Below are 17,479 nucleotides of genomic sequence, written 5' to 3' on the forward strand. Positions count from 1 at the left end.
TCAGCCGTAAAAAAACCAAACTCTCGGCTGGGACAGCCGAGCTACTCTGTGGCATAGGCTTCCAGCCTGTGAACAGCCCCCTGTCCAAGCGTAGGAAACCGACCCTCACAGGCTGGAAGCCTATGCCACTGGCCCTTCAAGCCAGAATCCCCTCCACCAATTCGCCTTCGACATCGGTCAGCCGGAACCGTCGGCCTTGATGACGGTAGGTCAGCCGGGTGTGGTCGATGCCCAACAGGTGCAGCAGCGTGGCGTTCAGATCGTGCACATGCACAGGGTTCTCGACGATATTGTAACTGAAGTCGTCCGTTTGGCCGTAAACGGTTCCTGGCCGCACACCGCCGCCGGCCATCCACATGCTGTAGCAGCGAGGATGATGATCGCGGCCGTAGTTGGTCGCCGTCAGAGCTCCTTGGCTGTACGCCGTTCGTCCGAACTCGCCGCCCCAAACGACCAGGGTATCGTCCAGCAAGCCACGGCGTTTCAAGTCCGAGACCAAAGCGGCTGAGGCTTGGTCGGTGTTTTGGCATTGCCGCCGAATCCCGCCGGGCAAACCGCCGTGCTGGTCCCAGCCCTGATGGAACAGCTGGACAAAGCGCACGCCGCGTTCGATCAAACGCCGGGCCATCAAGCAGTTGGCGGCGAAGGTCCCCGGCTGTTTGGCATCTTCGCCGTACAGATCGAACGTCGAAGCCGGTTCATCGCTCAGGTCGGCGACTTCCGGTACCGACGCTTGCATCCGATACGCCATCTCGTACTGGCTGATGCGTCCCTCGACCGCCGGATCCAGCGTTTGCTCGTAAAGGTTCTCATGCAACTCGGCCAGTCCATCGAGCAGTTTGCGTCGCGAGTCGGCCGACACGCCGGGTGGGTTGCTCAGGTACAGCACCGGATCGCGGCCGGCACGGAACTGAACGCCTTGATGCGTGCTGGGCAAGAAGCCGCTGCCCCACAGTCGCGAGTACAGCGGTTGGCCGCTGGCGTTCTTGCTGATCATCACGCAGAACGCCGGCAACTGTTCCGCTTCGCTGCCCAGGGCGTAACTCAGCCACGCGCCCAAGGACGGCCGCCCGGCGATCTGGGCACCGGTCTGCATGAAGGTGATGGCCGGGTCGTGGTTGATCGCTTCGGTATACAGCGAACGAACCACGCACAGGTCGTCGACAATTTTTGCCGTATGCGGCAGCAGCTCGCTGACCTCGATGCCGCTCTTGCCGTGCCGCGCGAACTTAAACAGCGATCCGGCAACCGGCAAGCTGGACTGGTTGCCCGACATTCCGGTCAAGCGTTGGCCCTTGCGGATCGAATCGGGCAGCTCCGTTCCGTTTAATTCATTCAGCACCGGCTTGTGATCGAACAGTTCCATCTGCGACGGACCGCCGCTCATGAACAACGAAATCATCCGCTTGGCGCGGGGCGCGTGATGCAGCTCGGAGAGTACCGGCCCGCCACCGGCGGACTTGCCGTGGGCATATTGAGAATCGCCCAACAGCGATGCCAGCGCGGCGGTGCCCAGTCCCAGGCTCGAGCGGCCAAAGAAGTAGCGACGATTTATCCGAACCCCAGCGCGGCGAAGGTTATTCATGCCTAGTCAACTCATCAGTAAGTGATCCAAAGTGACTCGATAGTAGCACGTCGGCATAAATCTTTCGGTGAAACCCCGCGACAACACCCTCCCGCGCAGCGGGAGGGTCGGGCTCTTAGGCCCGGGGAGGGCCTTACGAAAACCCTCTCCGGGCCTAAGAGCCCGACTCTCCCAGAGGGAGAGTAAAGCCGAATTAAATGTTGCGACGTGCTCACTAGCACGGCTGTCCCAGCCGTGAATATTCATGCTCTCGGCTGGGACAGCCGAGCTACTCATGCCACTGGGTTTAATACTGCCTGACGGCGGGGGCGTAGTTCATTACGGCTTGGGCGAGCGTCGTCACCGCGGCCAGTTCCTCTGGCGATACGTCGACCGTGCTGCGGAACTCGCCGACCGCCAGAAACGCCTTGGCCGCGGCCTCGTCGCCGGCATAGATCTCGCGTTGTTGCTGCAGAACCCGGTGGAGGATGTCCGCTTCCCGTTCGTCCGCCGGGCGGCTGAGCAACAACCGGCACAGTCCATCGATGATGGCTGCATCACGACGACTGGTCTGCGGGTCGAGCTGGCGGAGCACGCGAGCCGCGGCGCCGCGAGCCGACTCGACGGCTTGTTCATCATTCAATAATACCAGGGCCTGCAGCGGGGTCTGGGTCAGTTGACGTTGGGCCACGCAGACCTCGCGGTCCGGAGCGTCGAAGATCAGCATCGAGGGCGGTGGCGACGTGCGTTTCCAGATCGTGTACATGCTGCGGCGGTGACTGCCCACACCGGCGTCCCGCTGATACTTCTTCCCGCTCTTTTCCGCCCACAACCCCGGCGGCTGGTAGGGTTTGACCGGCGGACCGCCGACGGTTTCGGCAAGCAGTCCGGCCGCGTACAGTCCGGCGTCGCGAATCATTTCTACCGGTAACCGTCGGGCGGGTCCGCGAGCGTACCAGCGATTGTCCGGGTCCAGCTCGCGGCTTTGCGGGTCGCCGCCGGAGCTGCGCCGGTAGGTTTCCGAGAGGACGATTCCTCGCAGCAGCCGTTTCATGTCCCACTGATCGTCGTGCAGCTGAGCGGCCAGGTAGTCCAGCAACTGCGGGTGAGTGGGCGGTTCGCCTTGCCGACCAAAATCTTCTGCGGTCGACACCAAACCACGTCCCATCACGCTGGCCCACAGCCGGTTGACCGCCACGCGAGCCGTCAGTGGATTGCGCCGGTCCACCAACCACTTGGCCAGCCCCAGACGGTTCTGGGGCCAGGGTTCGTCCATCGGCGGCAGAAAACCGGGGGTCAACGGTTCGACCGGATCAGCGGGCGCATCGTAGGCGCCGCGAGCCAGCAGGTAGGTCTCGCGGTAGCCGGGCATTTCTTCCATAACCATGATCTCGCGAATTCCGTCGACGATCTGGCTGCGGCGTTTGCGAGCGGCAACGAGCTGCTGCCGCGTTTCACGAACCGCGGTATCGATACTTCGGCAGTACAGCTCGAACAGCGACTCGCTGGCGGAAGCATCGTCGTTTTGGGCCGCTTCGATGGTTTCGGCCAAAGCCGCCGGGTCGACCAAGGCGGCGATTTCCAAATCGGCCAGTCGAGCACGATAGATGCGCAGGTCGTCGATCGCTCCACCGGCCAAGCCGCGGTCTCGGAATCTTGCTCCCACGGCGATCTCGTTGACGCCGCCGCCGTTGGCCGTGCGATCCAAGCAATCGCGGATGGTGCGCGTGGTCGCGGGTTGGCCGTCGACGTAGATTCGCAAGCCCGCCGCGGTGCTGCTGCCGTCGTAGGCGACCGTCACGTGGGTCCAGCGATCAACCGGCACCTTTTCTTCGCTCACCACGCGGATCGCGTTGCCGGGCCAGAAGTGGATCACACCGGCGCTCAGCTGACCGTCTTCGATCAGCAGTTCCAAGCCGCGGCTGCCGGCGTCGGTCCAGGCCCGGCTGCGATGCCAGACGACAGCGCGTTGGTGCTGGCGATCCACCTTGACCCAAGCCGCGATCGTCCAGGCATCGTCGCGGGTCAGGTCGCCACCGTGCGGCGTCTTGAATTCGTCTTCGCCGCTCAGCTGCAGGTGTTGTCCGTCGGCTTTGTCACCGTCGGTTTTCGCATGCGCGTCGCCCGCGGCCAGTTTCGCACCCTTGTGCAGCGAGCCCGGTTTGCCATCGGACACATCGTTGGGCACTTCGTTTTTATTCGTCTCGTCGAACTGATAGTGCGCCAGTAAATCGGTATCGAGCGACGCGGCCAGCGTGTCGGCCGTTGCCGATTTCCGCCAAGTTTCGAAACGCTGACGCGATTGCTCGCCAATCTGCTGCGTCGACTCGGTGGCCTCCGCGATGGCCTCGCGAGCCGCTTGCAACTGGACGGTTTGCTGGTCGGTGGGAAGCCATAGCGTGGGCGTCGGCACGGCGTCGGTGAAGTGCGAGTACAACCCGAACTCGTCGATGTTGTTGAAGAAAGCGAACAGCTGGTAGTAATCCTGCTGCGACACCGGATCGTACTTGTGGTCGTGACACCGAGCACACTCCAGGGTCAGTCCCAGCACGGCGGTGCCCAGCGTGTTGACGCGGTCGGCCACGTACTCGACATGGAACTCCTCTTCGATACTGCCGCCTTCGTTGGTTTGCCGATGATTGCGATTGAAGGCGGTGGCCAAGCGTGACTGCCGGGTGGGGTTCTCGATCAGATCGCCGGCGATTTGGTGCACCAGGAATTGGTCGTAGGGCATGCTCGCATTGAACGCGTCGATCACCCAGTCACGCCACGGCCACATCTCGCGATACACGTCCGCTTGGTAGCCGTAGGTGTCGGCGTAACGAGCGGCATCGAGCCAGGGGACGGCCATGCGTTCGCCGAACCGGGGCGAGGCCAACAGACGATCGACTTGCCGCTCGTAGGCCAGGGGCGAGTCGTCGGCGAGGAACGCATCGAGTTCGTCCGGCGTCGGCGGCAGCCCGGTCAGATCCAGACTCAGCCGTCGCAGCAGCGTCGCTCGATCCGCTGGCTCGGTCATCGGCAGCGAGGCAGCGTCTGCAGCGACTTTTTCCAAACGAGCGGCGACGAAGCGATCGATCGGGTTGGCAGATTCGGCGTCTGTCGCCGGAGCGGGCACCGGCGGTGACTCGATCGGCCGAAATGCCCAGTGCTGTTGCCAGGTCGCTCCGTCGGCGATCCATCGGCGAAGCAGGGCGATCTCCTCTTCGCCGAGCTGCAGATTTGATTCCGGCGGCGGCATCTGCTCCGAAGGGTCGTCGGAGAGGATCCGCCGCATCAATTCGCTGTCCTCCGGCTTGCCGGGGACCACGATATTCTCGTGTTCCCCGCTGTAAGACTCGCCGAACACGCCTTCGGCCGTGTCCAGCCGCAGGTCCGCTGCGCGGCTATTCGCGTCCGGTCCGTGACAGAGGTTGCAGCGGTCGGAAAGCAGCAACTGGGCCCGATCGATCTCGTCGGCTTCGGCGGCCGAAGCCATGATCAGCGTTAGGGAAACAAACAGAGCAACCGGTGCGACAAAGCCTCGCGTCGCAGAAAACATAGACGTGACCGAACGAAACGGGGCGAGGACGGCTCGAGTACCATGCCGGAAAGGCGGGAAATCAGGCGGGATTTTCATTCCGCCATTGTATTCCTCTTCGGCAAGGCTCGCCAACAAGAGGCGTCCGGGCATTATCTCACGAGCCAAATGACCCGGACGACCACGATCAGAGGCACGCCGATAACCAGGAAAGCAAGCGCACGGTCGGCGGCGGGGCCCCGAACGGCGGTTGACAGGGTGTGGCGGTTCCCAAAGTCGACGGTGCCGCAGGTCCCCCGAGCCGAACGCGGACAGCGTCGGGTCTCGCGGCGGGGGACTCGTCCTGCGGCGATTCGCGCTACCGCACCGCTACCGGCCAGCGCACTCAGACCTCGGCGAACTCCCACACCGAACGGTAGGCGGATCGCTGCTCGAAATACTCCAGCAGCTCGGCGTAAAACCGGTGCGAGGCCAACGTGGCGCTGTCGCCGACCATGATCAGGCTGCGTTTGGCTCGCGTCAGCGCCACATTCGTCCGCCGCGTATCGGCCAGAAAGCCGATCTCCTGCACCTCGTTGCTGCGAACCATCGTCAGCAACACCACTTCTTTCTCTCGGCCCTGGAACCCATCGACCGTATCGATTTCCAGCAGCGAGTCCTCCAGCCGGTTTCGCAGCAGCCGCACCTGGGCGGCATAGGGCGCGATGACCGCGATCTGCTCCGGGGCCACGCCGGCCTCGGTCAGCTGACGCACCAGGTCGATGATCAGGTTCGCTTCTCGCGGATTAAATTTGCTGTCTCCGTCGGTTTCGACCTGTTCCTCAAATTCCGCGCCCGCGGTATCGATGAATAACAACGGGTCCTGGGTCAGCGGCAGGTCCGCCACCGCGGGCAGGTCGCACAATCGATGGCCGGCCACCGACGCGTCGGCAACCAGCGAGCCGTCGTAGAACGTATTCGACGAGAACGTCATGATCGCTTCGTGCATGCGGTACTGCACGGTCAGCCGCCGATACACCGATTCGCCTTCGCGCTGGACCAATCGCTGCATCAGCGAATCCTGCATGCCGGCCGCGACCGCATCGTTGCTGAGCACCGTCGGCGGCAACTGGCAATGATCGCCGGCCAACACCAACCGTTCGGCTCGCAGCACCGCTTGCCAGACCCCGGGCAGGGTGCACTGACAAGCTTCATCGATGACCACCAGATCGAACTCGCGGTCGCCCAGCAAATCGTCATCGATGGTCGTGGTGGTGCAGACCACGTCGGCGGTATCCAGGATATTGCGGATCACGGATCGCTCCTGAGCCCGAATCTGTCCGCGCAGCTGTCCGGCTTCGGAAAACAATTCGCGCCGACGCGCATGGGCATCGCGTCCGCGGCCGCTGCGCGAGGCGGCTCGCACTAATTCCTGCACTTCGCGCCGCATCTGACGCACGACTTCGGTGGCCGGATCGCGGTCGACCAATTCGTCCAACGTATGCCCACGCAATGCTTCGAAGACGCGGGCCGGGTGCCCGACGCGGAGCACTTGGGGCAGCATCTGGACCAAGCGTTCCAGCAGGTTATCCACCGCCGTATTGCTCGGCGCACAGGCCAGTACGCGCTGTCCCTGGCGGACCGCCTGAAAAACCACTTCGGCCAACGTAGTTGTTTTGCCCGTTCCCGGCGGCCCGTGCAGCACCGCCACATCGCGGGCACTCATGGCAAACCGCACGGCCTCCTGCTGGGGCGGGTTCAAATCGCTGTAAAAGTCCAGCTCGGGCGGGTCGTCAAAACGCAGCGGCAACAAGCCCAGCAGACGGTCCCGCAAGCGAGCTCGCCGGCCGCTGGCGGTGCGGGCCGTGGCCATCGCGGCCAGCTGGCGGCGGCGCGTGGTTTCGTCGGGCGAGAGGTCGATGCGGTACCATTTGGCTTCGGGCCACTGTTCGGTCGCCACCTGCAAATGATTTTGCTTGCGGCGGCTGACCACGCCCGCCACGCCGTGATCGGCCGGATCGCCATCGTCGGTGATGACCACGGGCGAACCGACTTTCAAGCGGTTCATCGGCAACGGTTCGCCGCCGGGCTTGGCAAAGTCCAACAGCAGCCTGCCGGCCAAGCCCGTTTGATGGTCGACCAATTGCAACCGAACCAGGGCTTCGCCGGTGCGTTCGACGTCTCGCTGGGAGCGCAGTTGTCGCCGCCGAGCCATCCGCTCGCGTTCGGCCACCGCTTCCAAATCCAGCCAACGAGCGAGTTCGTCGAAGTAGGCGTCGACGCTGCCCAAGGCGTCCAAGTCGATGGCGGCGGCTTTGGCAGATGCGGCAGTGCGAGCGGAGCGTCGGCGAGCGGTCATAGCTAGGCGAGCAATTCCTGCAGTTTCGTGCTGATCGTTTCCTGGACTTTGCCTTTGAAGGGCAGGGCAGCCAGCGGGATCTTGCCGTCGATGTCGACGCGTTGGTCTTCCACAACCAGATCGCTCTTGATGTCGAAACCGTAAACGGTGAACGCCAGCGAGAGCCGATTGTCGTTCCACTGGCTGGTCAAATTGTTGACCATACCGGGGTACTTCTTGTCGATCGTCTGCATCAGAGCGTCGACCCGCTGTTTGGCTTCGTCGGCGGACAAGCCATGCGGCACGGAGGTTTTAAAGGCGGGCATCGGAGGAGCCGGTTGGGTTTGGAGGAAGTAACTGTGGCATAGGCTTCTAAGCACGTCGGCATGAATTTTTCGGTGAAACCCCGCGACAACACCCTCCCGCGCAGCGGGAGGGTAAAGCCGAATGAAATGTTGCGACGTGCTTAGCCTGTGGGGATAGTACGCGTAAACGGTAAGCCTATGCCACTACTTGGCGACGATGTTGACCAGGCGTCCGGGAACGACGATCGTCTTGGCGATGGTCTTGCCTTCGATCACCGACTGAATCCGCGGCAACTCGAGGGCTTGCTTCTGCAGGTCGTCCTTGCCGATATCGGCCGCGACCACCAGCTTGGTGCGGACTTTGCCGTTGACCTGAATCGGGATCTCGACGGTCGATTCCACCAAAGCCGCTTCGTCCCACTGCGGCCAGGGTTCGTAGGCCAGCGTCTTTGCATTGCCGAGGATCTGCCAGAGCTCTTCGGCCAGATGCGGGGCAAACGGCGAGAGCAACAGCACGAACGTCTGCATCGCTTCGCGCGGACGCTGTTTCTGGCGGGTGAAATAGTTCACGAATTCCATCATCCGCGCGATCGCCGTATTGAAGCTCAGCGATTCGATGTCTTCGGTGACGCTGCGGATGGTCTTGTGCAGCACGCGGGCTTGTTCTTCGTTGCACGGCGAATCGACCAGGGCGTCGACCAACCGGATCTCCGCGGCGTCTTGATCGACGATCATTCGCCAGGCGCGATCCAGGAAGTTCCGCACGCCTCCCACGCCCGCCATGCTCCACGGCTTGGTCGCTTCCAGCGGCCCCATGAACATTTCGTACAGACGCAAGCTGTCGGCGCCGTAATCCTTGACGACGACATCCGGGTTGACCACATTGCCGCGGCTCTTGGACATCTTGAACGAACGGCTTTCGACGCGGGCGTTCGGGTCGTCTTTCAGCACCCAGCCCTCGCCCTGCTTGACCACGTCCTCTTCTTGAACGGCTTTGGCCATCACCGGCGTGCCGTCGGCCGTGGTCATACCGTCTTCGCCGCGGCGCACGTCCTGAGGGGCGACCACGGTGCCGTCTTCGGTCTGGTACAGCGTCAATTCGGCTTCGCCCAGGATCATGCCCTGGTTGATCAATCGCTGGAACGGCTCGTCGCAACTGACGTGGCCGCGGTCGTACAAGACTTTGTGCCAGAACCGCGAATACAACAGGTGCAGCACGGCGTGTTCGGCACCGCCCACGTACAGGTCGACCGGCATCCAAGCCTTCTCTTTCTCCGGATCGATCAACTGCGATTCGTTCAGCGGGTCGATGTAGCGGAGGAAGTACCAGCAGGAGCCGGCCCACTGGGGCATGGTGTTGGTTTCGCGTTTGTAGCGGCGGCCGTCGAGTTCGACGACCAGCCACTGGTCGTCGGCCTTTTCCAGCATGGGTTCGGGCCGGCCATGCGGACGGAAATCTTTCAGTTCCGGCAGCGACACCGGCAACGCCTCATCGGGCACGGGTCGCTTGACGCCGGTCTGTCGGCCGTCGGCGTCGATCTCGTGCAGGATCGGAAACGGTTCGCCCCAGAAACGCTGGCGGCTGAACAACCAATCGCGCAGTTTGTAATTCACCGCCGCTTTGCCCAGCCCCTCGCTTTCCAGCGACGCGGTCACGGCCGCTTTCACGTCCTCGGTCGACCGGCCATCGTAGGAGCCGCTGTTGATCGCCACGCCAGAGCCGGCAAAGCAGGCCTTGCCGTCGAGCACATCCTGGCGAAGCGCGTGATCGGCCGGCGGATCGACGACCGGCACCACGGGAATGTCGAACTGGCGAGCGAACTGGAAGTCGCGTTCGTCGTGGGCCGGCACCGCCATGATGGCTCCGGTGCCGTAGCTGGCCATCACGTAATCAGCGATCCAAACCGGCACCTTCGCACCGTTGACCGGATTGATGGCGTAGCTGCCCGAGAACACGCCGGTCTTTTCGCGGTCACCCTGGGTGCGTTCGCGTTCGCTCTTGAAGGCGGCCGCGTCGCAGTAGGCTTTGACCGCATCGCGAGCGTCGGCCGTGGTCAGCCGGGGGACGGCCGGATGCTCCGGCGCGACCACCATATAGGTCGCCCCGAACAGGGTGTCGGGCCGCGTGGTGTACACGCGCAGCGTATCGGCTTGTGGCTGGTCGACGAAACCGGCTTCCCGCCGCCCGGCTTTCCAATCCTCAAAACCGTCGGCCGAGCCAATATAGAAATCCACCTCGGCTCCGGCACTGCGGCCGATCCAATCCTGCTGGAGGGTCTTGATGCCGGTGGGCCAGTCCAGGGGCTCCAGCCCTTCCAACAAGCGTTCGGCATAGGCCGTGATCCGCAACATCCACTGCCGCAGCGGCAAGCGGCGGACCGGATGCCCGCCGCGTTCGCTCTTGCCGTCGATCACTTCCTCGTTGGCCAGCACCGTGCCCAGGGCGTCGCACCAGTTCACCGGCGCCTCGGTTTCGTAGGCCAACCGCCACTCGGCCCGATAGGCTTCCACGGCCGCTTCGTCGGCCGGGTCGATGGAATCGGGAATCGGCAGCTCACTGATCGGACGTCCACGCTTTTGTTCGGGATCGAACCAGGTGTCATAGAGAACCAGAAAAATCCACTGCGTCCAGCGAACGTAGCCGGGATCGGTCGTGGACACGACGCGGTCCCAGTCGTAGCTGAAGCCCAGCATTTTCAGCTGGCGCGTGAATTCGCTGATATTGCGTTCGGTCTGAATCCGCGGATGCTCGCCGGTCTTGATCGCGTGTTCTTCGGCCGGCAGTCCAAAGGCATCGAAGCCCATCGGATGCAGCACCGATTCACCCCGCATGCGGGCAAAACGAGCCACGATATCGGTGGCCGTGTAGCCTTCGGGGTGGCCCACGTGCAAGCCTTCGCCGCTGGGATAGGGGAACATATCCAGGACATAGCGTTTGCGCTGCGTCGGTTTGTCGGGCGTTGCGAACGTGCGGTTTTGTTCCCAGTACGCTTGCCAGCGGGGTTCGATGTCGGCGGGGTTATAGCGAGGCATAGTCGTCGGTCGAAGGGTTCGGGGAAAGCAGTGGGGCGGCATTTTACTGCCTGGCCACCGTTTCGGGCAGCCACCCGAACAGATCCGCTCGCCGGGCGACACACCGGCGCCAATCCCCCCTTGCCGCCGCCGATGGTTCTCCTGGGCGCGGCATGTGCTAGAATCGTCAACCCGTCATCTAAGCCGTAAAAAAAGATCGCCCCCAAGGAAGCGAATGCTCAGAAAACGAAATAAATTGCAACTGACCGCCGCCCAGCGTGATTCGATGCGGGCCGCCGGCCGGTTCAACGCGGAAGTGATGGACCATATTCGGCCGCTGGTCAAAGCGGGCGTGACCACGGCGGCGATCGACGACGCGGTGCGGGAGTACACCAAAGCCCACGGCCATCGCGCCGCGACGCTGGGCTACCAGGGGTACCCCAAGTCCTGTTGCACCAGCATCAACGACGTGATCTGCCACGGGATCCCCAACGAATACGCGTTGCAGGAAGGCGACATCATCAACGTCGACCTGACCTCGGTCGTCGACGGCTGGTTTGGCGACCAGAGCGAGACGTTTTTGATCGGCCAGTGCAGCGACGAAGCGCGAGCCGTCACGCAGTGCAGCTTCGACTGCCTGTACTTGGCGATCGAAGCTTTGACGCCGGGATGCCGGGTCAGCGTGATCGGCGAGACGGTGGTCCGCGAAGCCCACGCCCGCGGTTTCTCGGTGGTCCGGGAATACGTCGGACACGGGCTGGGACGAGCGTTTCATCAAGACCCCTCGATTCCCCACTTCCCCAATCGCCAGAGCCGGATCGACCGCCTGCTGCCCGGCATGTGCTTTACGATCGAACCGATGATCAACGCCGGCACGCGGTACGCGAAACCGGTCGACAAAGCCGATGGCTGGACGGTGCGAACACGCGACGGACAACTGTCGGCGCAGTTCGAACACACGATCCTGATGACCGAGGACGGTCCGGAAATCCTGACCCTGACCCAGGACGGCCCCCGCCGCGGGCACCGGTTTTAGAGGCCAAAGAGTTCCATGTCGGTCGATTCCGCCGGCGGTCGCCGCGGAACAGCGGGGCGGCGGAAGCGGAGGGTTGACCACTGATCTTCACTGATCGAACACTAAGTCCGAATCATCCGCGCAGATCAGTGTCTGGTTGGGGCCGATTAGTGGTCTCCAAGCGAACTCCCGCTCGAAATCTGAGATCTCAGGCCTCCGGACTCCGGCGGAATCTATGGATGGGAACGGAGCGATAGAATGGAACATTTTCTCCCCTCTCCCACGCGGCGCCGCGAGCGTCAGCGAGTGAAGCAGTGGTGGGAGAGGGGAGAAAACATTCGTTCCCATACGTAGATTCCGCCGGAGTCAGCAAATCTCAAATCGAGCACGAGCACGAGCACGAGCACGAGCACGAGCACGATTCGAACTCGCCACTCGCCACTCAACCGATTGACTTTGGTCGGCATTCGGCTACGATTCGATTCTTCACAATCTTCCCAAACTTGTTCTCGCAACACTCCACGTCTGTTTCCATGCCTTCGTCCGTTCCTCATTTGATTATCAAGGTCGCCATTGGGCGGCCGCATCAGAGGACGATGGCGTTCGGCGAAACGAACGACCCGAGGCTCCGGCCGGTGCTGTAGCGAATTGCTCGCTCGGCCTTGCTGAGCCTCACAGAGCCTTCCCCAAAGGCTCCTGACCAACCATCGGAACCTCCGCGGCACGAGTGGCCTCGGGGGTTTTTTTGTTTTATGGCACAATACCGCTCAGGCTAGTCCCGTAATCGACCCGGCCCCGGTGGCGACACCTCGGGCGGTTCCCCTCTCTCTCTTTCGACCAATGCAAAGCATGACCACACGCTCGATCGAAATCTACGACACGACCCTCCGCGACGGCACGCAAGGCGAGGGCGTAAGTTTCTCGCTGGAAGACAAACTGAATATTGCCGCCCGCCTGGCCGAGATCGGAATCGATTTCATCGAAGGTGGCTACCCGCTGAGCAACGATAAGGACAAGGCGTTTTTCAAGCAGGTCCGTCAGTTGGACCTGCAGGGAGCTCGCGTGTGCGCCTTCGGCATGACTCGCCGGCGAGGCATGAAAGCCGAAGCGGATCCCGGCATGCAGGCCCTGGTCGCCGCCGAGACGCCGGCCGTGACCATGGTGGGCAAGACCTCCGACTATCACGCGACCAACGTGTTGGGCGTGTCGCTCGAGGAGAACTTGGACATGATCGGTGAGAGTGTGGCGTTTCTGCGCCGCCACGCCGAAGTGCTGTACGACGCCGAACATTTCTTCGACGGCTGGAAAGCCAACCCCGAGTACGCGATTCAGACCCTGCAAGCGGCCGTCGACGCCGGAGCCGGCTGGGTCGTGCTGTGCGATACCAACGGTGGCTCACTGCCCGAGGAAATTGCTCAGATCGTCGGCCAGGTCAAGCAGCACTTCGCCGACCGTGAACTCACCATCGGTATCCATTGCCATAACGACTGCGAATTGGCGGTGGCCAATTCCCTGGCGGCCGTCGACGCCGGCGTCAATCAGGTGCAGGGGACGATCAACGGCATCGGCGAACGCTGTGGCAACGTCGACCTGATTTCGACCATGGCCAATCTGGCGCTGAAAAAGAAAGGCTACCAGGTCCTCGGCGGCCGCCCGCTGACGCACCTGACCGAGCTGAGCCGCTATGTCTACGAGACGGCCAACCTCCAGTGGCGCAGCGGCCAACCCTTCGTGGGCCAGAGCGCCTTCGCCCACAAAGGCGGGATGCACGTGCATGCGGTCAACAAAGCGGCCAGCACCTACGAACACATCGATCCGGCCGTCGTCGGCAACGAGCGGCGGATCCTGGTCAGCGAATTGAGCGGCCGCAGCAACATCATCGCCTTGACCACCAAGCACGACCTGCAGGACGACAAGGAATTGATGAACAAGATCCTCAAAGAGGTCGTCCGCCTGGAAAACCAAGGGTACCAGTTCGAATCGGCCGGAGGTTCGTTCGATTTGTTGGTCAAACGGTTGGCCGGAACCTTTACCCCGCACTTCGAAGCGATCAAATACCGGATCGTGGCCGGCGACCGCGATGCGGGTAACCACGTCGCCTTTGCCGAAGCCATCGTTAAACTGCGGGTCGGCGACGTCCTCTGGTTCGACGCCGCCGAGGGCCACGGTCCGGTCAACGCCCTCGACGCTGCCCTTCGCAAAGCGCTGCAGGGCGAGTTCCCGGAATTGTCGGAAATGCGGCTGTTGGATTACAAAGTCCGTGTGGTCGACAGCGGCGCCGGTACGGCCGCGCACATCCGCGTGAACATCGAAAGCGGCGACAAACACGACACCTGGGGCACGATCGGCGTCAGCGAAAACATCATCGAGGCCAGCTGGAAAGCTTTGGTCGACGCCTTCGAATACAAACTGCACAAGACGCGGGCCTGAGCGCCGCCCGAAGATACGCATTCGTTTCCAACTCATTTCCACCGATTGCACGATGACAGCAACACCCGAATCCGCGGCTTTGGAAATTCCCAATCGCTTTGATCACGCCGCTGCTTGCCCTCCGCTGTACCAGGCGTGGGAGCAGGCGGAATGCTTTGCGGCCGAGGTCAATCCCGACCGCAAGCCCTACACGATCGTGATCCCGCCGCCCAACGTCACCGGCGCCCTGCACATGGGCCACGGCCTGAACAACACGCTGCAGGACATCCTGATTCGGATGCAGCGGATGCGCGGCTTCGAGGCCCTCTGGATGCCGGGCACCGACCACGCGGGGATCGCCACCCAGGCGGTGGTCGAGCGGCGGCTGAAGGAAACCGAAGGCAAAACCCGCCACGACCTCGGCCGCGAAGCGCTGATCGAGCGGATTTGGCAGTGGAAGGACCAATACGAAGCTCGCATCCTGGGCCAGTTGAAGCGGATGGGATGCAGCTGCGACTGGCGGCGGACGCGGTTCACTCTGGACGAACGCTGCGCAAGCGCCGTGCGGGCAACCTTCTTCGACCTGTTTTCCAAGCAATTGATCTACCGCGGCAAACGCCTGGTCAACTGGGACACGTTCCTGCAAACGGCCGTCAGCGACGACGAAGTCTTCAACGAAACGGTCAAGGGTCACTTCTGGCACTTCCGTTACCAGGTGATCGATCCCCAGCCCGGGGAACCCACCGAAGTGACGATCGCCACGACGCGTCCGGAAACCATGCTGGGCGATACCGCGGTGGCCGTGCACCCGGACCCGGCCGGAGCTCTCGATGCGGTGGAAGCCGACCTCCGCGAGCGGCTGGAATCGGCCGCCGCTAAAGAGAAACCGGCGATCCAGGATCAACTGGACGAGATCCAGCGGCGCCGCACCGAGATGCTGCCCGAACTGCTGCAGCTGTGCCGGATGGCAGCCGACGGGCGGATGCTGATGCTGCCGCTGCTGGATCGCCCGATCCGGTTGGTCGCCGACCAGTGGGCCAAGCCGGAATTGGGCAGTGGCTGCGTCAAAATCACGCCCGCTCACGACCCCAACGACTACGAAGTCGGCCTCCGCTGCGAGCTGCCGATGATCAACATCCTCAACCCCGATGGCACGCTGTGCGAAACGGCCGGCAAGTACCAGGGCCTGACCATCAAACAGGCTCGCAAGGCCGTCGTGGCCGACCTGGACGCCCTGGGTCTGCTGGGCGACATCGAAGACCGCGACATCGAACTGCCGCACAGCGACCGCAGCAAAACGCCCATCGAACCGTACCTGGCCGACCAGTGGTTCGTCAAAATGGACACGCTGGCCCAGTCGGCCATGGACGCCGTCAGCGACGGCCGCGTCAGCATTTCGCCCGACCGCTACGAAAAGGGCTACCTGGACTGGCTCAGCGAGAAACGCGACTGGCCGGTCAGCCGGCAACTGTGGTGGGGCCACCGCATTCCGATCTGGACCCGCAGCGGTCTGAGCGACCAGGAACTGGCATCGCTGGAGAAGGACCTGCAAGCGTTGGGCGATGACAGCCAGTTGAGCTACCGCAGCGAAGCGGGCCACATGTTCGTGTGCCTGCGGCGTGAAGACGACGGCCTCGAGCGTCAACTCGAAGAGCTGGGCTTCGAGCAGGATCCGGACGTTTTGGATACCTGGTTCTCGTCCGCCCTGTGGCCGCACAGCACGCTGGGCTGGCCCGAACAGACCGAAGAACTGCAGTACTTCTATCCCACCAACACCCTGATCACCTCGCGTGACATTATCTCGTTGTGGGTTGCCCGGATGGTGCTGATGGGCCTGAATAACCTCGGCCAAGTGCCCTTCGACCGGGTGTACATCCATCCCACGATCCTGGACGGCCACGGGGAACGGATGAGCAAGAGCAAGGGCAACGGCGTCGACCCCCTGGACGTGATCGACAAGTTCGGTCCGGACGCGATGCGGTTCGGCTTGGCTCGCCTGGCCACCGAAACCCAAGACGTGCGGCTGCCGGTGCAGTTCGAATGCCCGCACTGCGAAAAACTGATCGACCAGACCAAGAAGAACCGCTCGCTGCCGCGAATCGATTGCCCCGAATGCGGCAAGGCGTTCTCGACGCAGTGGGCCGAAACCGCAGAGGACCAGGCCCTGCCGCGCTCGGCCGTGGTCAGCGAACGGTTCGAAAACGCCCGCAATTTTGTCAACAAACTGTGGAACGCCTCGCGGTTCACGTTGATGAACCTGGAGGATTTTCAGCCCCAGACGTTTGCCGCCGAGGACTTGAACGTCGAAGACCGCTGGTTGCTCAGCCGGTTGGCGTCGGTGACGGCCGAAGTCAGCGAGGCGCTCGACGCCTTCCGGTTCTCCGATGCCGCCCGCACGCTGTACGACTTTGCCTGGGACGACTTCTGCAGTTTCTATGTGGAAATCGCCAAGCCGCGGCTGAACGACGCGGCCGAGCGGCCGAAGGTCCAGAACATGTTGGTTCGCGGCCTGGACACGTTGCTGCGGCTGCTGCACCCGATGATGCCGTTTGTCACCGAACAGATCTGGCATCACCTGAACCAGCTGGCCCCACAGCGGGATCCGAACGCCGCGCCGGCTCCGGCCTTCATCATGCAGGCGGCTTGGCCCGAATCGGTCGCCGAGCACCGCGACGAGACGATCGAGCAGCAGTTCGCGCGTTTCCAAGCCGTCCTGGGCGCGATCCGCGAGATCCGCAGCCGGCAAAACATTCCGCCGCGTGAAACCGTCCCCTTCGCCGTCCGCTGCGACGCCGCTTCGGCGGACCTGCTGCGCCCGATGCAGGATTATTTTGCCGCCATGGCCCACGCCCAAGCGACCCTCTTCGGCGAGGCGCAGGCCTTCGAAACCGGCGTGCAAGTGGCGATCGCCGGTCTGGACATGGACGTGTACCTGGACCTGGAAAAGTTTATCGACGTCGAGGCTGAATTAAAGCGTCTGGGCAAACTCGAGGAACGACTGGAAAAGCAGATTGGCGGCAAACGCAACAAGTTGGCCAACGAGAGCTTCGTCGCCCGAGCTCCCGAAGCGATCGTCCAGCAGGAACGCGACAGCCTGGCCGAACTCGAGCAGCAGCTCGAAGAAGTCCACGCCAACATCGCCAAGATGCAGCGCAAGCAAAGCTCGTAGCCGCTCGTCACCAGAGTTCGGACTCCCCGTAGCCGCTCGTCGCCAGAGTTTGGAACGCGCACCCGATCGCGGGGATCCGTCGCGAGCGGGCAGCGAGGGATTGCAAATTGCAAATTTCCTGGCTGCGGCGGATTCTATGTATGGCTCAGAGCGGTAGAAGACAAAGTA

General features: G+C 62.8%; 8 protein-coding genes. 3 read left to right on the plus strand and 5 right to left on the minus strand.

What is annotated here, in order from left to right:
- Nucleotides 1–136: 136 nt before the first annotated feature.
- The 5 genes from GE027_RS21345 to leuS form a co-directional block, all read right to left on the minus strand.
- Nucleotides 137–1,585 carry a DUF1501 domain-containing protein gene (locus GE027_RS21345; protein ID WP_153559259.1) on the minus strand — a complete coding sequence of 483 codons (1,449 nt, stop codon included), beginning with the start codon at nt 1,583–1,585 and terminating at the stop codon, nt 137–139.
- Nucleotides 1,586–1,871: 286 nt separating this feature from the next.
- Nucleotides 1,872–5,105, minus strand: a complete 3,234-nt coding sequence (locus GE027_RS21350) for a DUF1553 domain-containing protein (protein ID WP_162006862.1) — start codon at nt 5,103–5,105, stop codon at nt 1,872–1,874.
- A 364-nt stretch (nt 5,106–5,469) separates the two neighbouring features.
- Nucleotides 5,470–7,422: an AAA domain-containing protein gene (locus tag GE027_RS21355; RefSeq protein ID WP_153559261.1), complete on the minus strand. Its 1,953-nt coding sequence runs from the start codon at nt 7,420–7,422 to the stop codon at nt 5,470–5,472.
- A 2-nt stretch (nt 7,423–7,424) separates the two neighbouring features.
- Nucleotides 7,425–7,727 (minus strand): polyhydroxyalkanoic acid system family protein, encoded by a 303-nt coding sequence (locus GE027_RS21360; protein ID WP_153559262.1) that lies wholly within the window; start codon nt 7,725–7,727, stop codon nt 7,425–7,427.
- A 183-nt stretch (nt 7,728–7,910) separates the two neighbouring features.
- Nucleotides 7,911–10,739 (minus strand): leucine--tRNA ligase, encoded by a 2,829-nt coding sequence (leuS, locus tag GE027_RS21365; protein ID WP_153559263.1) that lies wholly within the window; start codon nt 10,737–10,739, stop codon nt 7,911–7,913.
- Nucleotides 10,740–10,953: 214 nt separating this feature from the next.
- On the opposite strand from leuS, the gene map reads away from it, so the two are divergent.
- The 3 genes from map (at nt 10,954) to GE027_RS21380 (ending at nt 17,311) form a co-directional block, all read left to right on the plus strand.
- Nucleotides 10,954–11,754 (plus strand): type I methionyl aminopeptidase, encoded by an 801-nt coding sequence (gene map, locus GE027_RS21370; RefSeq protein WP_153559264.1) that lies wholly within the window; start codon nt 10,954–10,956, stop codon nt 11,752–11,754.
- 828 nt (nt 11,755–12,582) lie between these two features.
- Nucleotides 12,583–14,163 carry a citramalate synthase gene (cimA, locus tag GE027_RS21375; protein ID WP_237607711.1) on the plus strand — a complete coding sequence of 527 codons (1,581 nt, stop codon included), beginning with the start codon at nt 12,583–12,585 and terminating at the stop codon, nt 14,161–14,163.
- Nucleotides 14,164–14,215: 52 nt separating this feature from the next.
- Nucleotides 14,216–17,311, plus strand: a complete 3,096-nt coding sequence (locus GE027_RS21380) for a valine--tRNA ligase (protein ID WP_153559266.1) — start codon at nt 14,216–14,218, stop codon at nt 17,309–17,311.
- Nucleotides 17,312–17,479: the final 168 nt, after the last annotated feature.

Origin of the sequence: Roseimaritima sediminicola (assembly GCF_009618275.1) — a bacterium.
In the GTDB taxonomy this organism is placed as follows: Bacteria; Planctomycetota; Planctomycetia; order Pirellulales; family Pirellulaceae; genus Roseimaritima; species Roseimaritima sediminicola.

Excerpts from the sequence above, each read along its gene's own strand:
- GE027_RS21355 (WP_153559261.1), bottom strand. The coding sequence starts at position 7,422 with ATGACCGCTCGCCGACGCTCCGCTCGCACTGCCGCATCTGCCAAAGCC.
- cimA (WP_237607711.1), top strand. The coding sequence starts at position 12,583 with ATGACCACACGCTCGATCGAAATCTACGACACGACCCTCCGCGACGGC.
- map (WP_153559264.1), top strand. The coding sequence starts at position 10,954 with ATGCTCAGAAAACGAAATAAATTGCAACTGACCGCCGCCCAGCGTGAT.
- GE027_RS21380 (WP_153559266.1), top strand. The coding sequence starts at position 14,216 with ATGACAGCAACACCCGAATCCGCGGCTTTGGAAATTCCCAATCGCTTT.
- GE027_RS21345 (WP_153559259.1), bottom strand. The coding sequence starts at position 1,585 with ATGAATAACCTTCGCCGCGCTGGGGTTCGGATAAATCGTCGCTACTTC.
- GE027_RS21350 (WP_162006862.1), bottom strand. The coding sequence starts at position 5,105 with ATGTTTTCTGCGACGCGAGGCTTTGTCGCACCGGTTGCTCTGTTTGTT.
- leuS (WP_153559263.1), bottom strand. The coding sequence starts at position 10,739 with ATGCCTCGCTATAACCCCGCCGACATCGAACCCCGCTGGCAAGCGTAC.
- GE027_RS21360 (WP_153559262.1), bottom strand. The coding sequence starts at position 7,727 with ATGCCCGCCTTTAAAACCTCCGTGCCGCATGGCTTGTCCGCCGACGAA.